The organism is Nostoc sp. XA010 (assembly GCF_020829625.1).
Taxonomy (GTDB): domain Bacteria; phylum Cyanobacteriota; class Cyanobacteriia; order Cyanobacteriales; family Nostocaceae; genus Nostoc.
Genome location: NZ_JAIVFX010000025.1, coordinates 70,240 through 93,560 on the forward strand (window position 1 = coordinate 70,240; position 23,321 = coordinate 93,560).

The following is a 23,321-nucleotide window of genomic DNA, read 5'->3' on the forward strand; positions in this document are numbered from 1 at the left end:
TAATCCTGAAAAAGTGGTGTCTAATTTCCTGAAGTTGAGTGCTACGCTGGGTTAGTCAATCAGGTATTTATAAATATATTATTAAATCCCATTGACGCTATAGAAGAGTCATTAATTATTAGTCATTTGTCATCGGTAAGGAATAAAGTATAAACTTGCATTCAGACTCAAATCACTGATGACAAACAAGTAATTATTCGCATTTCCAATAATGTCCCAGGAGTTCCAGAGAGTTCCCAAAACCGATTGTTCGACCCATTTTTCACTACCAAACCTGTTGGCATAGGAACTGGGTTACATCTATCTATCAGTTATAAAATTGTTGTGGAAAAACACGGTGGACAACTGCAACCTATATCTGCTGTTGGCAAAGTAACTGAGTTTATTATTAAAACTCCCACTCTACTTAATTGTTAGCAAATTCAAGATAGTTTACCGTAAAACTTTAGAGCAAAAAATAAGCAATAAGCAAAGGATAGACATTATTGATAAATAGTCAATATTGTCAAATTTCCTTAACTTACATATTTATTTTTAACTATAAGTTCCTGCTGTTTCACTTGGAATCTTTATAGGTTCCGACACGATATCATCTATCTTATTAAACTCTCCAGCCCTCCAGCTATCTGTTATATCCTTGATAAAACTGGCAATAGGAATCGCAATTAACAAACCCAGAACTCCTCCCAATTTTGCCCCTAACAGCAAAGAAATTACCACCCACACAGGATTTAGCCCAGTCAAATTGCCAAGAATTCTAGGTGCTATAAAATTAGAATTAACTTGGTCGATCGCAACAGCTACACCTAAGACTTCAACTCCTAACCAAAAGTTTTGCAGCGCTACCAACAAACTTACTATAGCGATACCTACTCCTGTACCAAAGGGGAAGAGAGAAAATAAACCAATACCGATACCAAAAAGTAGAGCTAAGGGAACTTGCAACGTCAAAAATGCCAGTGTAATTGTTACTCCTAACACAGCTCCCAATGTTGCTTGACCGATGAAGTAATTGTGGAAATCCTCTCGGAGTAATTCCCGCGCTCTTAACCCAATATTAGCGGGAAGCCACTGAAAAACTCCGTCCCAAAGACGTTCACCGTTCAATATTAGGTAGATAGTCAGCACTACCGCCAGCAGCACGTTCAGCACAATACCAATGGTATCGACAGCAAAACCAAGAATTCTACCAGTGAAGGACTGAAGCTGGTTGGATAATCGCTCAAGAACTTGGGTAAATAAACCACTTAAATTAATCGGAAGTTGTTGTTGGCTTAACGCCCAATCTTGAAAAGTTTGCAACTGTTGAGTACCAGAATCAATCCAACTGGGCAATATATTAGCTAGCTCAACGAGCTGTTGGATAATCAGGGGAACCAAGGTGATGCCTAAAGCCACTAAAACCACTAGAGTCAAAAGCAGCACTCCTGCGATCGCCACATTGCGTTTTACCCCTTGTTCTTGAAGAAACTGGATTGGATAGTTCAAGACAAAAGCTAGCAGGATGGCGGCGGCGATAATGCTAACCAAGGGTTGAAAATACTGTATAACCTGGAGCAATAGCCAGCCATTGAGAATAATAATCGGAAATGCCAATCCTATAGTTAACCATCGCGGTAGTTTATTTGCTGATTGCATTAGTGATGACTCCACAAGAGTTCTAACTTTATTTTGGCTTTGATTTTGATTCATGAAAAAGCATATAATTATTTACGGGATCATGCTGCAATTGCAATATACGCAAGCAAGCATAAACTAGTACGCCACAGCAGAAATAGAGCAACCATTTAAAATCCCTAAAAACCCCATCCCATAATACTTTTGACTTCCCCCAAGGGTCTGACTTCCGTCTTGCACACTAGGTTTGTTGGTATGTCTCAATAAAATCCAACATAATTTTTTGATGCATATTCCCTAAAGGTCGCACTTCACCAGCGTTTTGTGAATAACAGTTACCTTGGTAAATATTTTCTAGGGTCAATAATCCCATATCCCAGCCTTCATTCAAAACTAGTTGATTTAATTCCACCGAGAGTGGTGCATGAAAGACATGACGAACAACTCTTTCGTCGGGATAACAACCAAATTCACCAAAGGGTGGTAATATATAGCCGATTTCTTCTATAATTTCACGCTTCACTGCTACCTCTGGTGTTTCCCCAGGTTCGATATGACCGCCAAATAGCGCCCAGTAACCAGGGTAGAGAATACCGGGGATGTTATCTCGCAGTTGCATAAGAAACTTGTTTTTTTGGTAGAGAATTGCGATCGCTACATGTATAGGTTGATTGTTCATGTCTTATTTTTAATTGCTAATTATTCTTCTTCTAGATAAACTTCCCCCAATTCTTTACCAGCTAAAGGGATACTTCGGTAGCGAATTTTACCTTTAATCACCACTTGTGCCCCCTCGCTTAGATTTTTTTGATTGGTGACAACCCAAATTTTGCCAGTCGAGTCATTAATTTGATAAGCCCACTGCTTCATCAAAGGAGCTTTCTTTTCCACCTTACCTTGGATATAAACTGTAGCCTTATTGTCTTTTTCTGGTTTAATTTCTCGAATTGGGGTGACATTAGTACCAATTGTAAAATTAGTCCCATTCAAGCCAGACGAGGTTAAACTACCACAACTACAAAGTCCTACCACTAATAAAAAAATCAACCCCAGGCGGTAGGAAACAATATTGTGCCCGTACAAGAACGGAAGAGATATTCTCGTTTGTTGCATGAAAGCCACCGATTGAGCAAATTTTTGCTTCACTGCTTGCTTTGTCGCCAGTTTCATCAGGTCTGTTCCCATCTATACTATTCTCTGCACTTTCAGAAACACACTCTCAACTGAGCAAAAAATGTTCTGAATTTCATCCTTAACTCTTTATTCTTTAGATAACGCCATTGATCTGAGAAAATAAAGATGATGGATTCACTGTGAGAAAAACGCTACGACACCAATTAAGAGGCAGGGGGCAGGGGTAAGAGGGAAAGACTTGTTGCAAGTGTTTTGACAAAAGGCGAATATAGCTGGGAATTCTCATGGAAACAAAAACTGCCAAACTCCTTGATGGTAAAACTTTAGCAGCAAAAATTCAGCAAGAACTTTCTGTTGCGATTACACAATTACAACCAAAAATTGGGCGATCGCCTGGTTTAGCAGTACTGATGGTTGGCGATAATCCAGCCTCAGCTGCTTATGTTCGTAATAAAGAAAAAGCTTGCGCTAAAGTTGGGATCGCCTCTTTTGGTAAGCATTTTCCTGCCCAAACGACCTTTGAGGAGTTAGAAGAAGTCATAGCTGCACTAAACCACGATGAACGAGTGGATGGCATTCTCGTGCAGCTGCCCTTACCTAACCACTTGGATGGTGTAGCTCTGTTACATCAAATTGATCCCGATAAAGACGCTGATGGACTACACCCAGTTAACTTGGGGCGACTAGTACGGGGAGAAACTGGTTTACGTAGCTGCACCCCGGCTGGTGTGATGCGGCTTTTAGAAGAATATGAGATTCCTTTGCAGGGAAAACAGGCAGTAGTGGTGGGACGTAGTATTCTGGTGGGTAAGCCAATGGCACTGATGCTACTAGAAGCTGATGCCACAGTCACGATCGCTCACTCGCGATCGCATGACCTCAAAACTATTACTCAAAATGCTGATATTCTAATTGCAGCAGTAGGTCGTCCCGGACTAATCACTGCTGACATGGTAAAATCGGGCGCTGTTGTGGTAGATGTGGGAATGAATCGCGTCACCGATGCTAGTGGCAAAAGCCGTTTAATTGGCGATGTCCACTTTGAATCAACAGCTGCTGTAGCAGAATTTATCACCCCCGTTCCTGGTGGTGTTGGCCCTATGACTGTCGCCATATTGTTGCAAAATACATTTGACAGCTATTCCAAGGCGGCAAGAGAAAAAAGTGAGGAGTAAGAAGTGATGAGTGAGGAGTGAGGAGTGATGAGTTAAAAGTTAAGAGTTATTAATCCAAACTCCTAATTCCTAACTCCTAACTCCTAACTCCTAACTCCTAACTCTTAATTCCAAACTCCTAATTCTTCATTTTTTCAGCGCCACAGCACCTTAAAATTGTGACGTATAAGACAAAAATCCCAAAATGTCAGGAATTTAAGAATGGTAGCAACTGATAACGTTCAAAAGACACCACCAGAGGAAGCCACATTTAACTTAGCAGCTTATCTGAAAGAGCGCCAAAAGCTTTGTGATACTGCTTTAGATCAGGCTATCCCCATCATTTATCCAGAAAAGATTTATGAGGCGATGCGCTACTCGTTATTAGCTGGAGGCAAGCGTGTACGTCCCATTCTTTGCCTTGCTACCTGTGAAATGATCGGTGGAACCATTGAAATGGCCATGCCAACGGCTTGTGCTGTAGAGATGATTCATACAATGTCGTTGATTCATGACGACCTACCGGCGATGGATAATGACGATTACCGTCGTGGGAAGCTGACGAATCATAAAGTCTATGGCGAAGATGTGGCGATTTTAGCTGGGGATGGCTTGTTGGCTCTCGCTTTTGAGTTTGTTGCCATTGAAACCCCTCAAAGCGTTAAGAGAGAGCTAGTCTTGCAGGTTATTGCTCGTCTTGGTCGGGCGCTGGGGGCAGCTGGTTTAGTCGGCGGTCAAGTTGTCGATTTAGAGTCGGAAGGTAAATCAGATATTTCCTTAGAAACGCTAAATTTCATCCATCAACACAAAACAGCCGCTCTTTTGGAAGCGTGCGTAGTTTGTGGCGGGATCATAGCTGGGGCATCACCTGAAGATGTGCAGCGACTGACCCGTTATGCTCAAAATATTGGGCTAGCATTCCAAATCATAGATGATATTTTGGATATCACTTCTACTCAAGAGCAATTAGGCAAAACTGCGGGTAAAGACCAAAAAGCCCAGAAAGTGACCTATCCTAGCCTTTGGGGACTTGAAGAATCTCGCTTAAAAGCCCAAGAGTTAGTTAAAGCAGCTTGTGCGGAATTAGAACCATTTGGAGAGAGAGCCAAATCACTCCAAGCGATCGCTCATTTTATAATTAGCCGTAATAACTAGTGACGCTTTGGGTAATTCGTAATTCGTAATGACGCTCGTGACGCTCGATGACTCGCTAACGCTGCCCTGTCGCCCTTGGCGTCTCCCCTTCTCCCAAAGGGAGAGGCTAGCACCAAGGGAGAAGACTCGCTAACGCTACGCTAACGTAATTCGTAATTCTTATACCGTAAGCGTTTCATTGATTTGGAATGGGTGGTTTATTTACGCCATGCTATACTACACCGTCTAGCGAAATTTAAAATTCACTCATATCAAAATCCAAAAAGCTTTTAAGTAAGCTTTTGGGTGAATTTGAATAGTTGGTCTGTTTCCACCGTGATGTACTAGGTTAATTTTGGATTTTGGGTTGAATCTAGATGTTTCCTCAACCAACAACTGCTGCTAATATTTACTAACCTAACCAAAATACCATGCAGGACATAGGCAACATTTTAGACAACCGGGTGCTGCTGGTTGCTCTGATAGCTTGTTTAATTGCTCAAGCCCTAAAGCTCGTAGTCGAGATCGTCAAAAATCGCAAACTGAATGTGCGTGTTTTGGTGACAACCGGAGGTATGCCCAGCGCCCATTCAGCTTTAGTTACAGCTCTAGCAGCAGGTGTAGGGCAAACACTCGGTTGGGCATCTCCTGATTTTGCCGTTGCGATGATTTTTGCCATCATCGTCATGTATGATGCAGCCGGAGTTCGCCAAGCAGCTGGTAAGCAAGCTCGTATCCTCAATCAAATGATTGATGAATTATTTCATGAAAAACCAGACTTTAGCCAAGACCGTCTGAAGGAATTACTCGGACATACACCAGTTCAGGTAATAGCTGGGTCGGCTTTGGGCATAACCATCTATTGGTTAGCTAGGTCTGCTTATTAGTCAATAGTCTACAGTCTACAGTTTATTAACGAATGACTAGTGACTAATGACTAATGACTAATGACTACAACCGTACAGTTGAGCGCAGCAAAATTACCTTACGACTATCTACTATGCTGGCAACAAAACCGCCATTGTTCAGCTTCTGCAAGGTGTTGTATGCTTCAGTTTGGTTAGTCGTATAAACTGCCAACAAGTAAGGGCGTTGTCCATAAGAAACAAAACCTACGTTCCCTCCCACTACTTGTTGCACACTATTTACTAGTTCTGGACGGTTGTAATAATCTACCAGCACTGCATAACCCTCTCCTAATGCTTGAGGATTATAAGCTGTCTGCTGAGGCTGCTGTAGCTGTGCCTGCTGTAGCTGTGCCTGTTGCTGTGGCTGCACATCTGGCGTTGTTGGTCGAGTGGTGATGATAGCAGACAAGCCAACAATATTGCTGACATACCTTGCCCATCGATTGGCATCATCAATTTTGTTAAAGCCCCCTATCCGCGTCACAGTTTCGTTGAGATATTTGCAGTTAATGGTCTTCAGTTCCGGTGGTAAAGCACTACGCAACTGCTTTTGATTATCTGCTGTGGGGCTGACTACTAATAAAAGATACTCACCCGCGTTTGGTGGTTGACAAAGGGGGACGGTTTGTTGGGCAAAGACAGAACTCATGCTACCAATCAACCCTACGTAAGCGAAGCTCATCGTAGACATCGCTAATCTTAAAACACTTGGTAAAATCTGAAATCTATGCACAAAAGTTAGATTATGTAAATCAAGGTGTCTTAGAAGATTTTATAAGAAAAAAGCTGAAAACCCAGTTACTTCAGTATGGGGATAAAATGAGTGTCAAAAAATATATTTTTTTACTCAAAAAGAAAACTAGGGAGTGAGGAGCAGGGGGCAGGGGGCAGGGGGCAAGGAAAAGAGGAATTGGGGCAGGGTGCGCTTTGCTAAGGAGAAAGTTTCCCTTTTCCCCCTGCTCTCTGCCCCTCTGCCTCTTCCCCATACACCATTCCTAAGATACGGTAGCAAGCGATGCCAATGCATCTGGAATTGTCTCAGAAGGAGCCTGGAATTCACCAGTACTGACGTACTCTAAACGTAGTTTTAACCAAGTAATAAATTGGGGATTAGTAGAAATAATTGCTACTGCTGGTTGGGGACACTTCGCCTTTAACTCTGCAAACTGCGGTGTTTCTAGGAAAGCTGGTTGCTGAACCAACCAAAAATCTATTTGTTTTTCTTGTTCGTGGTAGTGACGAGTGCGTTCTTTGAGAACTTCGTGTGTCGGTTCTTCTTCGAGAAGAAATTTTTTACTGGCCAAAACGTAATAATATGTTTGCATTTTCATCCTTTGGTTGCTATGTGAATAATTTAAGGGCACAGTGCTGCACTCTGTACCCCTAAAAACTAACTTTTGTGCAATTTCTTGAACCAAGAACTGAACGGACAAGCACTTCCCTGCTTTTGGGCATTTATCTGTTTGCCACCAGATGTTAGCTTTTCCAAGAACAAATTATTGTCGAAGTAATGTTCCAAGGAAATAACCTTTAAGTCATCGGTAACTTTTGCAATGCTCATGCCGATAATTTCTACTGTCTCTCCAGTAGGTGCATGGCCTTTGTATTCTCCTTTAAAATGTCCCCAATGCCGCCACTTAAATGTGACGTTTGGTGGCCCTGAGAAAACTTCCAGCACTTCCCAAGGAAATCCTTGGGGAAATGTTGTGTGGAAGACTTTTGCGGATGATTCAAAGCTTTCTTCTGAAGCCTTGTAGTGTTGTGAATCAGCCATAAATAAATTGTAAGTACCTTGGGCTGATACATCTGCTGCTGTGTACTCGACTCCGCCATTGGTACTTACACGAAACTTGTCATTTACAATAGATAACCACTCTTGCGGGTTAGCTTTAAAGGATACCTCCATCTCGAAGGTTCGCACCAAGTTTTGCACGATCGCTTCCAGTGTACCTTCAAGGTGATTATAGGTACTTTCTTGAGCGAGATTCTCTTTGGAACGGGAATAATCAGGCGGTGTCTGATAACGCCACTCTACATCAATGCTTTCTGCTATCACCTTATCTCTATCCTGTACCCAAAGCGGAAGGTTGTTAGACTGTGTAGCGCTCATAGAAGTTTTTGCTGAAGGTTTGCTCTCAATTTCTAGATTTCGCAGTAGACAACCCTCTTTTAAGATATGGGAGTGGGGGGCAGGGGAGGCAGGGGGAGCAAGAAAAAATAACTAATTCCCAATTTCCAATGCCCAATGCCCTACTCCCTACTCCCTACTCTCTAATCCCTAATCCCTCTTATAGCTTGTTTCATCTCGCGGACTGCCCTTTCCATACCTACTAATGCTGCCCGACTGACGATGGTATGACCGATGTTCAGTTCTTCTATACCTGGAAGCGCAGCTACCGGATAGACGTTCCAATAGGTGAGTCCATGACCAGCGTTGACTCGCAATCCACTTTGAATCGCTTGTTCACACCCCTTAGATAATATGGCTAATTCTCGCTGGCGATTGGTTTCATCTTTAGCCTCAGCATATTGTCCGGTGTGCAATTCAATAAATCGCGCCTGCACCTTGACAGATGCTTCGATTTGTGCTGGCTCGGCATCGATAAATAAACTAACTGGAATGTTAGCATTTTGCAATTTATCGACTATCTCACCTATTCTAGCAATTTGCCCGATAATATCTAATCCGCCTTCTGTTGTGACTTCTTCGCGCTTTTCGGGGACTAAAGTTACATAATCTGGTTTGATATCGAGAGCGATCGCTAGCATTTCATCTGTAGCGGCCATCTCTAAATTAAGATGCGATCGCACTGTTTGCCGTAACAATAGCACATCCCTATCTTGGATATGCCGCCGATCTTCCCGTAGATGCACCGTAATCCCATCTGCACCCCCTAATTCTGCCAGCACCGCCGCCGCCACAGGGTCAGGTTCCACTGTCCGCCGTGCTTGCCGGATGGTGGCGATGTGGTCAATGTTAACGCCAAGTGTAGGCACCCCAAATTTCCCCCAAATCCACAGTCCTCAGAATTTGATTCTACCGGAAATACTGGTCTTGCATAACGAAGTAGTCAACATAATTCATTATTTAGTCAAAGCAAAGATTAAAAGCACAAGGGACAGGAGTGAAGTTATGCTTTGCGTTGGCAAAGTATCAAAGACTCATTAATGGAGTTCTAATAGGACTTAAACACGACTTCAAACAATGTCTGCAACACTATAATTCCGGAACGATCGCACTTCTAGAATGCACAAATTTGCCCAATTTACTGTTAAACATTATTAGTACATATTATTACTAGATTCTTTTTTTACTTTGTACACTGTATAAATGCTAGAATCCTCAAGTAGACACTTAGGATACTTAGATGCCAGTTGTAGCTAACTCAATCAAGTTTGGTACAGACGGCTGGCGGGGCATTATTGGTGACGAGTTCACCTTTGAACGCCTAGCCCTGGTCGCGCAAGTTGCCGCAAAAGTATTATATGATACATATTTTCCTACGGTGGGTAGCCGGACAATAATTGTCGGTTATGATCGCCGATTCATGGCCGAAGATTTTGCTCGTGCTGTTGCTGATACTGTCACCTCTGTCGGATTTGATGTGCTATTGAGCGAAAACTTTGCCCCAACCCCAGCTTATAGTTGGGCAGCAAAACAACTCAATGCTTTAGGGGCGCTAGTCATTACAGCTAGCCATAATCCTGGTAAATATTTGGGGTTAAAAGTTAAGGGTTGTTTTGGTGGTTCGGTGCCGGAAGAAATCACAAAAGAGATCGAAGCGCAGTTGTCGGTTGGAGTACCATTAGCAGCTACTCCAGGCAAGCAAGAGAAATTTGATCCTTGGCCCAGTTATACCCAAGCATTAGAAGGTAAAGTTGATATTGCCAAAATTCGAGAAGCGATCGCCTCTGGCAAATTGACATTATTTGCCGATGTTATGCATGGTGCGGCAGCTGGCGGATTGGCGAGACTACTAGGCAATCAAGTCAAAGAAATCAACTCAGAACGCGATCCCCTATTTGGTGGAGGTGCGCCGGAACCCTTGCCTAAATACCTTTCAAAGTTATTTGAAGTCATCAAAACTCACCGAGAAACAGATAAATCAGGTTTAACTGTAGGGTTGGTATTTGATGGAGACTGCGATCGCATTGCGGCCGTAGATGGAGAAGCCAACTTTCTAAGTTCCCAAGTCTTAATCCCGATATTAATCGACCACTTAACCCTACGGCGCGGCTTTAAGGGTGAAATAGTCAAAACTGTTAGTGGTTCCGACTTAATGCCCTTAGTGGCAGCACTACATAACCTGTCGGTATTTGAGACAGCAGTTGGTTATAAATACATCGCTGACAGAATGTTAGCAGCAAAAGTTTTGCTGGGCGGTGAAGAGTCGGGAGGAATTGGCTATGGCAGCCATATACCCGAACGCGATGCACTGCTCTCAGCATTATACGTTTTAGAGGCGATTGTAGAATCTGGTTTGGATTTAGGTGAGTATTACCGCTACTTGCAGAAACAAACAGGGTTTATTTCAGCTTACGATCGCATTGATTTACCCTTAGCAAGTATGGAAGTGCGATCGCGTCTTTTGCAACAACTGCAAACCCAACCCTTAACAGAAATTGCCGGGTTAGCAGTGATTGATTGCCAGACAATTGACGGCTACAAGTATCGCCTCGCTGATAAAAGCTGGTTAATGATTCGGTTTAGCGGTACTGAACCAGTTTTACGCCTCTACTGCGAAGCCCCGACAATTGAGCAAGTGCATCAAACTCTTGCTTGGGCGAAACACTGGGCAGAGTAAAATTAATTATTAGTCATTAGTCCTTTGTTCTTGGTAAATGATCAATGACTAATGACTAATGACCAATGACCAATGACCAATGACTAATGACCAAATTACTCGTAGTAGCTACAGGAAACCCAGGTAAGTTGCGGGAAATGCAAGCTTATCTGGAAAGTTCTGGTTGGGAATTAACCCTCAAACCTGAAGATTTGGAAATCGAAGAGACAGGCGAAACCTTTGCCGCTAACGCTTGTCTAAAAGCATCACAAATTGCTAAAGCTACAGGAAACTGGGCAATTGCTGATGATTCGGGATTGCAAGTAGATGCTCTAAATGGCGCACCAGGGGTATATTCTGCACGTTACGCCAAAACCGACTCAGAACGCATTGCTAGGCTATTGAGGGAATTAGACAACGAGGTAAATCGACAAGCTCAATTTGTTTGTGCAGTAGCGATTGCTCGTCCTGATGGTGCGATCGTATTAGAATCCGAAGGTATTTGTCGCGGCGAAATTCTCCATGCACCGCGTGGTGATGGTGGTTTCGGCTATGATCCAATTTTTTATGTACAAGAGTTGCAATTGACCTTTGCTGAGATGACACGGGAGTTAAAGAGGTCAATTAGCCATAGAGGCAAGGCTTTTACAGCTTTACTTCCACAGCTAGACACCTTGTTTAGTCCTGAGTCCTGAGTTAGGATAAAAAACTGATTTAAGAAATGAAAAGCTATCTGAGAATTAGTACTTTCGGCGTTGCTGAATAGTGAGATTAAATATAGCAATCAAGTAAAATATAACAAAGGCTTGTGGTATCAAAGCTAAAAGTGATTTACTACAAATTTTCAAACTGTAAATGCTGTTTACCTTTATTGCTCGGTTGAGGCAATTGCTTCCCTAAGTTTTTGAAGAGTGGCTTCAGACCATTTATTTATGCAGCTAGTTTTTCCAGCAGGAATAAGGATATGGTAAATTGGATTGTTACGTAAAGCTAAGATTTTTATTTTCTGAAGAACATCATGGTTACGTATATTTAAAACTTCGGCTAGATGAGTGCATGTATAGGGATAATGTTCTTCTTTAGGAAGGCTAATCGCACTCAAAGCAATATCTGTATTATCAAGATTAGTTGTGACTCTTAAAGCAGCATCTTCAGAGCTTCCATTTCGTACAGCCTCAAACTGGCTTACCACTCTGTTAATACTGTTCTCCAATCGAGTCAGCTTTTGCGTTAATTGATCACTAACAACTGAAGATAAAATATCTCTGAGCCTATCCTCAGACACCTCAATCATAGAGCTAGTACCCTTACGATTGAGGCGTGCTTTGCTTAATGGGGTTACATTATTAGCTTCTGAATTTGGCTCAGATGACATAAACAAATCCTCACGCTACATTGGAATGTTGGAATTTTTGTTGAAGACAATCCAAAATATCCTTTTCGGTTTTTTGCACGATTTCTTCAATTTCTTCCTGCGATAATATGTTACCCAACTCTTCTTGCAAAATTGCTATTAATTTTTCATAACTAATATGAGCTTGAGTTTTAGCCAAATATTTAGCTAAATTTTGACCTAAATCTAGCCCCGCAGCCACATCACAATCTACTTCATCTTCAAGTTGAACCGCCCACTGCAACCAAGAATTACTCGATAAATACTGCATTACCCTACCCCTTCCTGACTATCCACAACCAAGTTGACCAGCTAACTAGATTGGCTGAGTATTTTCTCAGCTTGGTCTGATGAAATCTCAAAGTATCTTAGTCCTTCTTTATTGGAATCATATCCCAAATCAACCATTCCAAATTTTCGATAAAAATTTTCCGCACCAGGTAAGGAATGTAAACCAATCCTACCTTTGTAATCTAAATCAAAGCTACGCTCTATAGCCAACTTTAGTAAACTACTTCCAACACCTTTGTACATTGGTGGATTTTCTATAGAGCGACGATTCCAAGGAGCTATAGTTAAGTAATCGACATAAACAAGATTCTTAGTAGATTCTAAAAGGGAACGATAGCAATCTAACTCCAGAATCATAAGTCCTTGAGTAATCGCTTCGCATTCTAATGCGAGCCTTTCATAATTTGGCGTTGAAAGCTTAAAAAATTTATCTATCCATGACCAATGGCTGTCTTCTTCAGATGAGTTTTGAAGCCTTTGTTTCCAAAAAGTTTCAAAGTCGGAAATGTGCTTAGAAGATAGATTACATAATTCTGCTTCAACTAAGGCTGAATCTTTAACACGGAATAAGGGTAACTTAGCAATCACATTCAAGGCAACAACTCACAAATTTGAATTAAGCTAGACAAGTATAAGTTCAGATTTCTTCTCGTCTACAGTTTCAAAGTAAAATTTTTCACCTTGCTCTATACGTTGCTCAATCAGCCCCATCATCCGTAAGGCTTGCCGTAACACAGCTGACTTATTCATGTCCTTTTTTTCACTAAGACTATTTAGTAGCTCAAGCTCAACGTCCGACAAGTTAAGCGTAATTAAAGTTTTTTTGCTCAAAACATTTTTACCTCTGTTCTTATATATAGATTATATATCAAATATATATAGTACATGAGTTCTATGTCAAGAGTAAACCTAGTTTTTGTCGTAGCCTGTAGCCAGTGGGATGTGGGAATATGCCTATATGTGACTTATTAAGTCGTATATAGGCATATAATTCAAAAGCTTATCAGGGCTTAAACTGCTTCTGTGTTCTTTTCGCCGGTACGAATCCGAATCACTTGCTCAACAGGCGAGATGAAAATTTTACCATCGCCGATTTCACCAGTGCGGGCAGCAGCAATAATTTTGTCCACCACCATATCAACTTGATTGTCATCAACGACGATTTCCACTTTCAGTTTCTGTAGAAACTCAACAGTGTATTCAGAACCGCGATACCGTTCAGTTTGTCCTTTCTGCCGTCCGAAACCCCGGACTTCAGAAACGGTCATGCCGACAATACCAGCATTAACCAAAGCAATTTTTACCTCATCTAGCTTGAATGGGCGGATAATAGCTTCTACTTTTTTCATCTTTTTGACTCCTGACTTCTACTAGCTTCGTTTATATATCTAAGCAGATCCTTTGTCTGAAGCTGTAACTAGCAGTGCTTTTCCTAAAATATATGTAATAATTACCACTTTTTTAAAGTGTAGATGCTTTGCCTGAGGGTTTGGGACATGAAAAGCGGCAAGGATTTATTAATTAGATAATCTTTAAGGTTGTAACATAAAGAAGTTGCTGTCAATTTAGCATTTTATGTAGCTTTTATAACCTAAAAATAAATAAATTCCGCCATTTAGCAGATATGCTCAGATATTTTAGAGAATGGTTGCAGAGAAATTCCTCGGTAGCTTGAAAGCTTGGTGCTGCTGACTGTGGGAGTGTCAACTAACGTTTCTGATGTTCAAACAAGGGACGCACAACAAAATATCCAGCACTAAAGGCAGTAAGCATGATTAACAATATGGTGATAATTAACCACCAGCCATTGAGTTCCTTAGCATCTGGCTCAGTAGCAGAATAATAACTTACTTGTTGCTCTTGTATATAAACTGGTTCTGGTATCGGAAAATTCATTTCCATTACAGGTGTAGAAAAGTCTTGGCGGCGGCTTTTTTTGGGTGGTGTTTTGGAAGTAACGGGTGGATGCGAACGAGAAACCTGCTGAGGTGGACGCGCTTGTGTTAGTGGCACTTTAACGGCATTTTTGTCATTAGAACCTTGGGGAACTTGGTGATAACCAGGCGCAGTATGGGAATCCACAAACTTTTGCAAATGAGAAAAAGACTCAACAACTTTAGTAATTTCTTGGCGTAATAGTTGATTTTCTTGTGCTAATTGCTGATTTTTGGTGGTAAGTGCATGTAGCTTCGCCTGTGTTGCTTGCAACTCTGTTGACAATTCCCTATATACAGAAAGTGGTACAGAGGGAGGGGAGGCTTGAGTAGTCGGTGTTGGCGAATTCCTGTGAACTGAACCTATGGTTGTTCGCATCGGGGACTGGTATTAAAAATCAAGGTAAGTAAGTCGTACAGAGATGCTAACAAAGATAGTCAGCCCTGAAACTATGCCCAAGAATAATAGAAAAATGCCGAAAGAGCAAAGATTTATTATTGGGGCATTGGGAATTTGGCATGGGGCGTTGGGCATTGAAAAGACGCAGAGGGGCGGGGTGCAGGGGGCAGAGGGGAAAATTCATCTCTCTTACTCCCTGCTCCCCTGCTCCTCCTGTCTCCTCACTCCCCACTGCCCTTGATAAAGTTAATTTCGTAACAATGGGAAGAAATGTCCTACAGGGCCTTGCCCTTCGCCAATATCTAGGGCGTAAGTGAGTGCAGTAGTTACATACTTCTTTGCCTCTTGTACTGCCTGCCACAAGTCTTGTCCCTTGGCCAGATTAGCAGCGATCGCAGCCGATAGTGTACAACCAGTACCGTGGGTATTTTTTGTCTCTACTTGCTGGCAAGTCAAAACTTCCAACTTGTCCCCATCAAACCAGATATCAACACCGCGTAAATCTCCCTGCATACCTCCGCCTTTGACTAAAACAGCCTTCGTCCGTAAAGTCTTGTGAATAATTTCAGCAGCAGCTTGCATATCCTCCAAGGTATTAAGTTGTAAACCGCTTAAAATCTGGGCTTCGTAGCGATTCGGCGTGATCATAACCGCCTTGGGAATCAGGGCATGGCATAGAGTCTTTACAGCATCATCATCAATCAATTGCGCCCCTGTACGTGAAACCATTACCGGATCAACTACTAAATTATTGATTTGTAAAGCTTCCACCTGCTGGGCAACAGCAAAGATAATTTCCTGATTAAGCAACATTCCCGTTTTGGCAGCTTGTACGCCAATATCCTCAACTACTGCCTGAATTTGCGCCACAACAGCCTCTGTTGGCATGGCATCAACCCTTTTCACTCCTAAAGTGTTTTGTGCCGTGATGCAGGTTATAGCGCTAGTACCGTGGACACAGTGAAAAGCAAAGGTACGTAAATCAGCTTGAATTCCTGCACCGCCACCGCTATCTGAACCAGCAATAGTCAAAGCAACGGATATTCTGGAGTTTATTTCAGTGTTCATATTATGAAGATTAAGTAAGTTGGCATTATCAAACCAAACTATCTCAAAGATGGATGAACTAGATCAAAACCCTCTTGTTTCCAGCCTCCTTTGTGATCGCAACCACAAAGATTTACGATAACCTGACCTAAAAGTGCTGTTAGGCGTAGCAGGGCGTTTAGTAGAGAAGGCATCGTCTTTAAAAATTTTTAGAGAAACTTCATCAAAACCCTGCACAAAGCGCTCTCCACTCCCATATCACTCTGGAAATTAACAGGACTCCAGCACGACATCTCCATAAAAATTTTGACTTTGTTGTAAAAAAAATAACTACATTCAGAATATTCACTGATTTCTATCTTCTATGTAAAGGTTAGTTTTAATACATGAGTTCACAAGGCTCAGTTACACCGATTACAACAAGTTCGACCAAGTTGTTACATTTAGTTCCCTTAAGTTAAGGGGTAAACCTACTAAAGTTTCAACCAATTCAACTTCGACTACTCAATAAAACGCAGAGATGACAGGAAACGTCTTTAGCTTTGCGCTGCCTTGTCTGCGTGCAAATTGTCTGATTACCCTCAATAAAACACTGACGGTTGACGGTATTGACATCTCTACTTTAACCATCAACGGTTAATAGGATAAAAAATTTCAGTTTTATAACAGTTTTGCTACAAAAAACACGGTTTCAAGTTGCGATCGCCTACGGCGGGCGGGTACGCCATCGCACAACTACGACTGTCTTGAAAAGTACAGATAAATCACTAATTCAAATAACTACTTAGCAACATAGTTTATTGCTGAGAACTTACTAACAATCACCCTTATAAACATTCGGAGTTAATCTCATGGCTGGCAACACATACTACGTTTCTGGAACAGGCAGTGATAAAAATGATGGTTTGAAAGAAGGATCTGCATTTCGTACCCTCCAAAAAGTCGGTGACTTAGTGAAGGCAGGTGATACTGTCTATGTCATGAATGGTACTTACACAAATATTTACCCTAATATCCTGAGTATTTCAAATAAGCACGGTACCGCTAGTACGCCGATCACATTTACTGCTTATCCTGGACACACACCTGTTTTAGAAACACACGAGAAAAATTGGAATGCTATCTCCATTACAGGGTCTTCTTATGTAGTCATTAATGGGCTAACGCTGGTAGGAGCACGAGATGAAACTACATTAGAATATGCGTTAGAGCATAAAGATAATTTGAAGAACCCAGCAACATCTGGGAATGGTATTAACGTTACATATATTGATGGCGACGAAAAGCAACGTTCACATCACATCACACTTAGCAATAACAACGTTTCTAAATTTCCAGGAGGCGGGATTGCAACAGCAGAAGTAGACTACATTACAGTAAAAAACAATGTGGTTTCTGGAAATTCTTGGTACTCACCTTATGGAACCCAAGGAATTACAATGCTTAACCTTTGGAATTCCGATGAAAACGTAACAGATTACAAAGTAATTATTAAAGATAACACGGTCTTTGATAATAAACAATTAGTTCCTTGGGTTAATGCAGGAACAGTAACAGAGGGTCATGGAATAATGCTTGACACTTCTTCTATTGAAAATGTTGCATACCAGGGCAAAGCCTTAATCAGTAAGAACTTAATTTATAACAATGGTGGCGGAGGTATTCAGATTTTCAAAGGAGAAAATCCTGTCGACATTGTGAATAATACAATTTACCAAAACTCACAAGAACTATCAATTGGAGAAGTTTTCCTTAACAGTGCTAAAAATGTTAGGGTATCTAACAATATTATGTATGCAAAGGACGGAGAGTCGGCTACTTCTATTGTTAATTCTAGTAATACTTCATTTGATAACAACCTTGCTTATAACGGAGCTTTTAAAGGCACGGGATCAGGAAATGTTTTAAACAAAGATCCGTTGTTTGTTAATGCAGCGAATGGTGACTTTAGGCTCAAACCTGGAAGTCCTGCGATCGATGCTGGTTCGGGTACCTTCAATAGCATCACTAAGATTGTTCCCCTAGATGGCGATGGTAACGGCAGTGTATTGACTGATATTGGCGTATATGAAGCCCCCACCATTAATACTCCTACCCCCGAAATTGAAGTTCTTGATGGCACAGTTGACATTGCAGATAACAGCACTACTGCCATTAACTTTGGTGAGGTCGTTGTTGGTAGCACTGTAACTAAAACTTTTACCATTAAGAACACAGGTATAGCTGCACTCAACCTTAGTAACCTCCAACTCCCCAACGGCTTTAGTTTGGTAGGAACTCTTCCACCTACCTTGGCTGCCAAGACTTCGGTGAATATAACAGTGGCACTAAATACGACTATTGGCGCAACCTACACTGGCAACTTCAGTTTAACCAACAACGATGTTAACGAAAGCCCCTTTGACTTTGCTATTAGTGGTAAAGTTAACGCTCCCGAAATTCAAGTTTTCAATGGCACAGTTGACATTGTAGATGGCAGTACTAATGCTATTGACTTTGGCGAAGCCGCTTTTGGCAGCTACGTAACTAAAACTTTCACCATTAAAAACACGGGTAAAGCTGCACTCAATCTGAGTAATCTCGAACTCCCCAACGGCTTTAGTTTGGTAGGAACTCTTCCAGCTAGCTTGGCTATCAATAATTGGACGGATATAAGGGTGGCACTCGATACGAAAACACCCGGAACATATTCTGGTAGATTCAATTTGATCAACAACGATCCTGATGAAAGCCCCTTTGACTTTGCTATTAGCGGTAAAGTTAAGCCCGCTCCTACCCCCGAAATTCAAGTTCTCAATGGCACAGTTGACATTGCAGATGGCAGCACCACCGCCATCGACTTTGGCAACGTCACTTTCGGTAGTACCGTAAACAAAACTTTCACCATCAAGAACATCGGTACAGCTACACTCAACCTGAGTAATCTCAAACTTCCTAACGGCTTTAGTTTGGTAGGAGCTTTTCCATATACTGTGGCTGCCAACGATTCAAGAAGTATAACCGTGGCACTCAATACGAATACACCTACACCTGGAACCTATGGTGGCAGCTTCAGCTTGACCACCAACGATAGTGACGAAAGCCTCTTTAACTTTGCTATCAGTGGCACAGTTAAACCCCCTCTTGCTAGCGAAATTTATCTTCTCAATGGCACTGAAAATTCTGAGTACTTAAAAGGCAATGCCCCAGCTAACAAGATTTATGGGTTTGGGGGTACAGATACCATCGTAGGTAATCTAGGAAATGACCAACTTTCCGGAGGCGACGGCAACGATACTCTCTGGGCAGGTGATGGTGATGACCTACTTTATGGCGATAGCGGCAATGACAAGCTTTCGGCTAGCAACGGTAACGATACGCTATTTGGTGGTATCGGTGATGACCAACTATTAGGGGAGTCAGGCAATGACTGGCTTTATGGGGGCGCAGGCAATGATGTACTTACAGGGGGTTATGGCGCTGACACTTTTGTGTTCGCTTCTGGTGACGGCACGGACTCCATTACTGACTTTGAAATAGGTAAGGATAGAATTGCCTTGTCAGGAGGTCTCAAGTTCGGTCAATTGTTCATACAACAACAAGGAAGTCAAACCTTCATTATGGATAGTTTTGACAATCAAGTGTTAGCGAAGTTGGATAATGTCACTGCAAGTATACTTTCGGCTCAACCTTCCGCTTTTATCACTATTTAGTTGTGTCTTTTGATAACCAAGTCTCTTTTCTTCTTAGGCTACGCCAACGGAGCAGGTGTAGAGAAATAACTAGACAAAGAAGATTTAATATTGAGTAACTAAATTCTTTGCTGGGCTTCCCTACACCCTATCCTTGTAAGGGGTTGCGTTCAAAAACTGGCATTAGTCTCTTGAAATTCTCCCTGGCCTTTAGGTACAGGGATTTTAATTATCACTCATTAAGTTTTCTCTTTCATTGAGTCCCCTTGCAAGTACAGGGCAAACGCATCTAAAGTATAAGAATCCTTTAATAGCAAGGGTTTCAACGTTTTTAAATTTAGCCTATTTTTTCGTCAAGATCCTTATCCAGCAGGGGTTTCAGAAATGCCGTGCGTTCGCCCTGCTTGCAAGTATGAGTTCTAGACAAAAGTTATTACTTAATGACGATGCTGGCAGCACCCCAGCAAACTCTAGAAAATCACTAATCGCGCGAATTTTGCCACCATTTGACAACTTGACACATTTCGAGGAGTTCCAAACAAGGTCATGCTGATCCTCAAGCTCGTTGAGGTAGGATGATGGGGCGTCAAGTCAGGTACATAGCAGGTAATCATTAAATATGAAAGAAAGCACTTCCCCTGCTTTCTTACGAGTCCGGTAATTTCCTCTGATATGTTAGTGAGTTACATTGAGGACATTCACACTAAAATAATGACATTTCAGATTATTAAAGCCACAGTACCCGTTTAGGTATTATTGAGAAGCAAAAGGTCGAGGCGGTTTGGAGTCATGAATACGATGAAAAGTTACTCGCTTGGAAGTGCTAAAGCGATCGCCTGTAATCATCCAGACTATTTTTCCTGCCTACAGTTGTGATACAACAAATCTTTGCTAGTTCAGTTAAGCTGACAACAGCAGTTTTATCCTCAAAACAATGACAGCAAGTAGTCCCACAATTTTAGCCCTAGACTTTGATGGAGTCATATGCGACGGACTAATTGAATATTTTGAGGTAGCATGGCGTACCTACTGTGAAATTTGGTCTTTTGCTAACGACACACCACCAGATGATTTAGCTTTAAGATTCTATCGCCTACGACCTGTAATTGAAACAGGTTGGGAAATGCCCGTTTTAATCAAAGCCTTGGTAGATGGAATTCTTGATGATAAAATTCTTCATGAATGGGCAAGTATCGCCCCAAAACTTTTATTAGACGACAAGCTGCAAGCAAGAGAAATTGGCGCAAAACTAGATAAGCAACGAGATGAATGGATTACCACAGATTTAGATGGTTGGCTAAGTCTACATAGATTCTATCCAGGTGTAATAGAAAAAATCAAATTAACTCTTGACAGTGGAGTTGATTTATACATTGTGACAACTAAAGAAGGGCGTTTTGTCCAACAATTGTTACAGCAAGAAGGAGTGAATTTACCAGTAAAATCAATTATTGGCAAAGAAGTCAAGCTTCCTAAATATGAAATTTTGCGAAATTTCAAGCAGGAAGCAAAAAACAAACCAGTTAGTCTCTGGTTTGTAGAAGATAGACTCAAGACTTTGCAATTAGTCCAACAACAAGCAGACCTTGAAGAGGTGAAACTCTTCCTCGCAGACTGGGGTTATAATACGCAAGCAGAACGGGAAGCCGCCCAAAATGATCCGCGAATTCATCTGTTATCACTGTCTCACTTTTCCAAAGATTTCTCTGCTTGGCTTTAAATAGATGAAATACGGTGCAATAATCTCTTGATACCTTTACCCTAAAAGGGCTTGTCATTGTCTAGATTTCTGTAATAGTCAAATTGTTGCGTTTCTCGATATCCCGCCAGGAACTTAAGTTCCTGGCTAATAACCCAAGGCTACTCAAGTGGACTGAAATTATTTTTAGTCGTTTGAAGAGAATTTTAGTTATTAGCTCCGGAATCTATTCCGAGCCAAAATGGTAACAAAGTGGGATACATAGCAAAGATTAGGAACCAGAAGCTTACGTTTTTCAATTTAGGTGAAATAATAACTCATAACTATTCACTTCTCACTCAGCACTTACTTTTATGCTTGACCTTACAAAACTGGCGCGACAAATGCAGGGTTTAAGTCAGCATCTTACTTTAGAAGCTGTTGCCAGTCGTCAGCGCTTAGAATTGGCGCAACAACATCTAAAAAATGCTTACGAGTCTCAACAAGATTTAATTGATCGCCAGGAAAAATGGCGCGATCGCATTCTCTTTGCTAATGCTACCCCAATTGAGCCGTTAGAAACCTGCATTGATATCCCAATTCCTCCAAAAATTCATACTGTCATCGCTACCGATGGTTCCCAAATTGCCCCTAACCATCACGAAATTGCTTACTGTTATCTTTTAAATATCGGTAGAGTAGTTTTACATTATGGTCAAAATCGCCATCCGTTACTTGATAGTTTGCCAGAAGTTTTTTACCGCCCAGAAGATTTATATATGTCTCGGCAGTGGGGAATTAGAACCGAAGAATGGATGAGTTTTCGTCGCACTGCTTCAGAAACAACGGTGTTGGCAGAACTTGCATGTGCAGCGAAAGGTGAAGCACCAGCATTGGCGATGGTAGATGGTTCCTTAATTTACTGGTTTTTAGAACAGTTGCCGATGGATGCACGCGATCGCATTTTACCCCCCATCCTGGAAGCTTGGCAGCAGATGCGTGATGCTCAAATTCCCCTCATGGGCTATCTTAGTGCCTCTCGCAGCATTGAAACAATGAACTTTTTACGGTTGTTAGCTTGTCCTCATCCAGTACCAGACTGTAAAACCTATTGCCCAAATCAGTTAGAAAAAGTAGCTTGTAAAATTTTTGAACAGTTGCGAGATACTTCTGTTTGGGCAACCCGACTCAAACCAGGACAACGCAGTACCCTGTGGCGTAGTAATTCTCCCATTCTCGAACTCTACGGAGACCAAACCATTTACTTTTGCTATGTCCACGTTGGCACCGAAATCGCCCGAATCGAAGTTCCAGCATGGGTAGCAGAGAATTTAACCATACTAGACCAGGCATTGGGGCTAATGCTAGCACAAGTCCAAAAAGGATATGGCTACCCAGTAGCGATCGCAGAAGCCCATAATCAAGCAGTGGTAAAAGGTGGCGATAGAACGCGTTTCTTTGCCCTCCTCGAACAACAAATGATTAAAGCTGGTCTAAAAAATGTAGGAACTTCCTACAAAGAAGCCAGAAAGCGCGGCAGTATTGCTTAGGAACTTCCAGAGTAATCTATTTAACATCCAGTTAGCCTTAAATTTACGGTTCTTGAAAATGGCGATCGCATTTGGACTAATAGTGAAATTAGCCTGCTACAAGCTGTTTGCGAACAACTAGCGATCGCCATCGATCATGCACAACTTTATACCCAAAGTCGTTCTGCTACTTTAGCTGCTCAAACTCAAACCGAAAAACTCACTGAAACCTTGCATAAATTGCAGCAAACCCAATCTCAACTGATCCAGAATGAAAAAATGTCTAGCTTGGGACAGTTAGTAGCTGGAGTTGCCCATGAAATCAACAATCCAGTTAACTTTATTCATGGCAACTTAACCTATGCTAACGAATACTTTCAAGAGATATTAACTTTATTACACCTTTATCAGCAATACTATCCCAACCCCAGGGCTATTTCATTCTAAAAAGCCCCTTGAGTGTGTCTAATCCAAAAGAACATAAACGTTGAGCTTGTGCCATATTATTAAACATATTATCCCGGTATAAATTGAGTGAAAAATTACGAGCGAGTGCAAATATTTGGGTCAGAGGGGTAGTGCGAATTCTGGATGCATCTTCACCTTGGGTAACGTCACGGACGTAGTGGACTTTATTTTCAACACCC

Annotated in this window: 24 protein-coding genes and 1 pseudogene; 10 read left to right on the forward strand and 15 right to left on the reverse strand. The window is 41.7% G+C overall.

The features are described from left to right. Positions 1-171 precede the first annotated feature (171 nt). Positions 172-417: a HAMP domain-containing sensor histidine kinase gene (locus tag LC608_RS26655; protein WP_308189925.1), complete on the forward strand. Its 246-nt coding sequence runs from the start codon at positions 172-174 to the stop codon at positions 415-417. A gap of 117 nt (positions 418-534) precedes the next feature. Here LC608_RS26655 and LC608_RS26660 read toward each other — a convergent pair whose 3' ends face one another. The 3 genes from LC608_RS26660 to LC608_RS26670 form a co-directional block, all read right to left on the reverse strand. Next, positions 535-1,638 carry an AI-2E family transporter gene (locus LC608_RS26660; RefSeq protein WP_229556452.1) on the reverse strand — a complete coding sequence of 368 codons (1,104 nt, stop codon included), beginning with the start codon at positions 1,636-1,638 and terminating at the stop codon, positions 535-537. A gap of 220 nt (positions 1,639-1,858) precedes the next feature. After that, positions 1,859-2,296, reverse strand: a complete 438-nt coding sequence (locus LC608_RS26665) for an NUDIX hydrolase (protein ID WP_229556453.1) — start codon at positions 2,294-2,296, stop codon at positions 1,859-1,861. 20 nt (positions 2,297-2,316) lie between these two features. Then, complete coding sequence (locus tag LC608_RS26670) at positions 2,317-2,787, reverse strand: hypothetical protein (RefSeq protein WP_229556454.1); 471 nt, start codon at positions 2,785-2,787, stop codon at positions 2,317-2,319. 248 nt (positions 2,788-3,035) lie between these two features. Between LC608_RS26670 and folD the strand changes: the two genes are divergently transcribed. The 3 genes from folD (at position 3,036) to LC608_RS26685 (ending at position 5,926) form a co-directional block, all read left to right on the forward strand. Continuing rightward, positions 3,036-3,926 carry a bifunctional methylenetetrahydrofolate dehydrogenase/methenyltetrahydrofolate cyclohydrolase FolD gene (gene folD, locus LC608_RS26675; RefSeq protein WP_229556455.1) on the forward strand — a complete coding sequence of 297 codons (891 nt, stop codon included), beginning with the start codon at positions 3,036-3,038 and terminating at the stop codon, positions 3,924-3,926. A gap of 201 nt (positions 3,927-4,127) precedes the next feature. Continuing rightward, entirely contained in the window at positions 4,128-5,060 is a 933-nt protein-coding gene (gene crtE, locus LC608_RS26680; protein ID WP_229556456.1) for a geranylgeranyl diphosphate synthase CrtE, read from the forward strand. A gap of 410 nt (positions 5,061-5,470) precedes the next feature. Further along, on the forward strand, positions 5,471-5,926 hold the full coding sequence (locus tag LC608_RS26685) for a divergent PAP2 family protein (protein WP_118170665.1): 456 nt from the start codon (positions 5,471-5,473) through the stop codon (positions 5,924-5,926). 64 nt (positions 5,927-5,990) lie between these two features. On the opposite strand, the gene LC608_RS26690 is transcribed toward LC608_RS26685, so the two are convergent. From LC608_RS26690 to LC608_RS26705, 4 genes are all read right to left on the reverse strand, one after another. Next, the gene (locus LC608_RS26690) at positions 5,991-6,638 is read right to left on the reverse strand and encodes a hypothetical protein (RefSeq protein ID WP_229556457.1); all 648 of its coding nucleotides are present in this window, start codon (positions 6,636-6,638) and stop codon (positions 5,991-5,993) included. 304 nt (positions 6,639-6,942) lie between these two features. After that, entirely contained in the window at positions 6,943-7,272 is a 330-nt protein-coding gene (locus tag LC608_RS26695; protein WP_229556458.1) for an MgPME-cyclase complex family protein, read from the reverse strand. 65 nt (positions 7,273-7,337) lie between these two features. Further along, positions 7,338-8,057: an ester cyclase gene (locus LC608_RS26700; RefSeq protein WP_229556459.1), complete on the reverse strand. Its 720-nt coding sequence runs from the start codon at positions 8,055-8,057 to the stop codon at positions 7,338-7,340. Positions 8,058-8,218: 161 nt separating this feature from the next. Further along, positions 8,219-8,944, reverse strand: a complete 726-nt coding sequence (locus LC608_RS26705) for a pyridoxine 5'-phosphate synthase (protein ID WP_229556460.1) — start codon at positions 8,942-8,944, stop codon at positions 8,219-8,221. Between the two features lie 371 nt (positions 8,945-9,315). Here LC608_RS26705 and LC608_RS26710 point away from each other — a divergent pair, with 371 nt between their 5' ends. Continuing rightward, complete coding sequence (locus tag LC608_RS26710; protein ID WP_229556461.1) at positions 9,316-10,752, forward strand: phosphoglucomutase/phosphomannomutase family protein; 1,437 nt, start codon at positions 9,316-9,318, stop codon at positions 10,750-10,752. Between the two features lie 86 nt (positions 10,753-10,838). After that, entirely contained in the window at positions 10,839-11,426 is a 588-nt protein-coding gene (gene rdgB / locus LC608_RS26715; protein ID WP_229556462.1) for an RdgB/HAM1 family non-canonical purine NTP pyrophosphatase, read from the forward strand. A 173-nt stretch (positions 11,427-11,599) separates the two neighbouring features. On the opposite strand, the gene LC608_RS26720 is transcribed toward rdgB, so the two are convergent. The 7 genes from LC608_RS26720 to thiD form a co-directional block, all read right to left on the reverse strand. Then, a complete protein-coding gene (locus tag LC608_RS26720) occupies positions 11,600-12,106 on the reverse strand; it encodes a hypothetical protein (protein WP_229556463.1) in 507 nt (168 codons plus the stop codon). Positions 12,107-12,116: 10 nt separating this feature from the next. Beyond that, entirely contained in the window at positions 12,117-12,395 is a 279-nt protein-coding gene (locus tag LC608_RS26725) for a hypothetical protein (protein ID WP_229556464.1), read from the reverse strand. Between the two features lie 41 nt (positions 12,396-12,436). Then, a complete protein-coding gene (locus LC608_RS26730; protein WP_229556473.1) occupies positions 12,437-13,003 on the reverse strand; it encodes a GNAT family N-acetyltransferase in 567 nt (188 codons plus the stop codon). Between the two features lie 33 nt (positions 13,004-13,036). Beyond that, positions 13,037-13,165, reverse strand: a complete 129-nt coding sequence (locus tag LC608_RS37005) for a hypothetical protein (RefSeq protein WP_267871219.1) — start codon at positions 13,163-13,165, stop codon at positions 13,037-13,039. Between the two features lie 260 nt (positions 13,166-13,425). Beyond that, positions 13,426-13,764 carry a P-II family nitrogen regulator gene (locus LC608_RS26735; protein ID WP_012410794.1) on the reverse strand — a complete coding sequence of 113 codons (339 nt, stop codon included), beginning with the start codon at positions 13,762-13,764 and terminating at the stop codon, positions 13,426-13,428. A 358-nt stretch (positions 13,765-14,122) separates the two neighbouring features. Further along, positions 14,123-14,728 carry a DUF6212 domain-containing protein gene (locus tag LC608_RS26740; RefSeq protein WP_229556465.1) on the reverse strand — a complete coding sequence of 202 codons (606 nt, stop codon included), beginning with the start codon at positions 14,726-14,728 and terminating at the stop codon, positions 14,123-14,125. 267 nt (positions 14,729-14,995) lie between these two features. Further along, a complete protein-coding gene (gene thiD, locus LC608_RS26745) occupies positions 14,996-15,817 on the reverse strand; it encodes a bifunctional hydroxymethylpyrimidine kinase/phosphomethylpyrimidine kinase (RefSeq protein ID WP_229556466.1) in 822 nt (273 codons plus the stop codon). An 830-nt stretch (positions 15,818-16,647) separates the two neighbouring features. Here thiD and LC608_RS26750 point away from each other — a divergent pair. The 4 genes and pseudogenes from LC608_RS26750 to LC608_RS37680 form a co-directional block, all read left to right on the forward strand. Then, a complete protein-coding gene (locus tag LC608_RS26750; protein WP_229556467.1) occupies positions 16,648-19,488 on the forward strand; it encodes a choice-of-anchor D domain-containing protein in 2,841 nt (946 codons plus the stop codon). 913 nt (positions 19,489-20,401) lie between these two features. Continuing rightward, positions 20,402-21,187, forward strand: coding sequence for an HAD family hydrolase (locus tag LC608_RS26755; RefSeq protein ID WP_229556468.1), 786 nt, complete (start codon positions 20,402-20,404; stop codon positions 21,185-21,187). 332 nt (positions 21,188-21,519) lie between these two features. Next, on the forward strand, positions 21,520-22,695 hold the full coding sequence (locus tag LC608_RS26760; protein WP_229556469.1) for a DNA double-strand break repair nuclease NurA: 1,176 nt from the start codon (positions 21,520-21,522) through the stop codon (positions 22,693-22,695). 60 nt (positions 22,696-22,755) lie between these two features. Beyond that, a pseudogene (locus tag LC608_RS37680) lies at positions 22,756-23,109 on the forward strand (diguanylate cyclase); the annotation flags it as partial. On the opposite strand, the gene LC608_RS26770 reads toward LC608_RS37680, so the two are convergent. Further along, on the reverse strand, positions 23,108-23,321 hold a 214-nt coding region (locus tag LC608_RS26770), incomplete at its 5' end, for a transposase (RefSeq protein ID WP_374108459.1). The pseudogene LC608_RS37680 and the gene LC608_RS26770 overlap by 2 nt on opposite strands.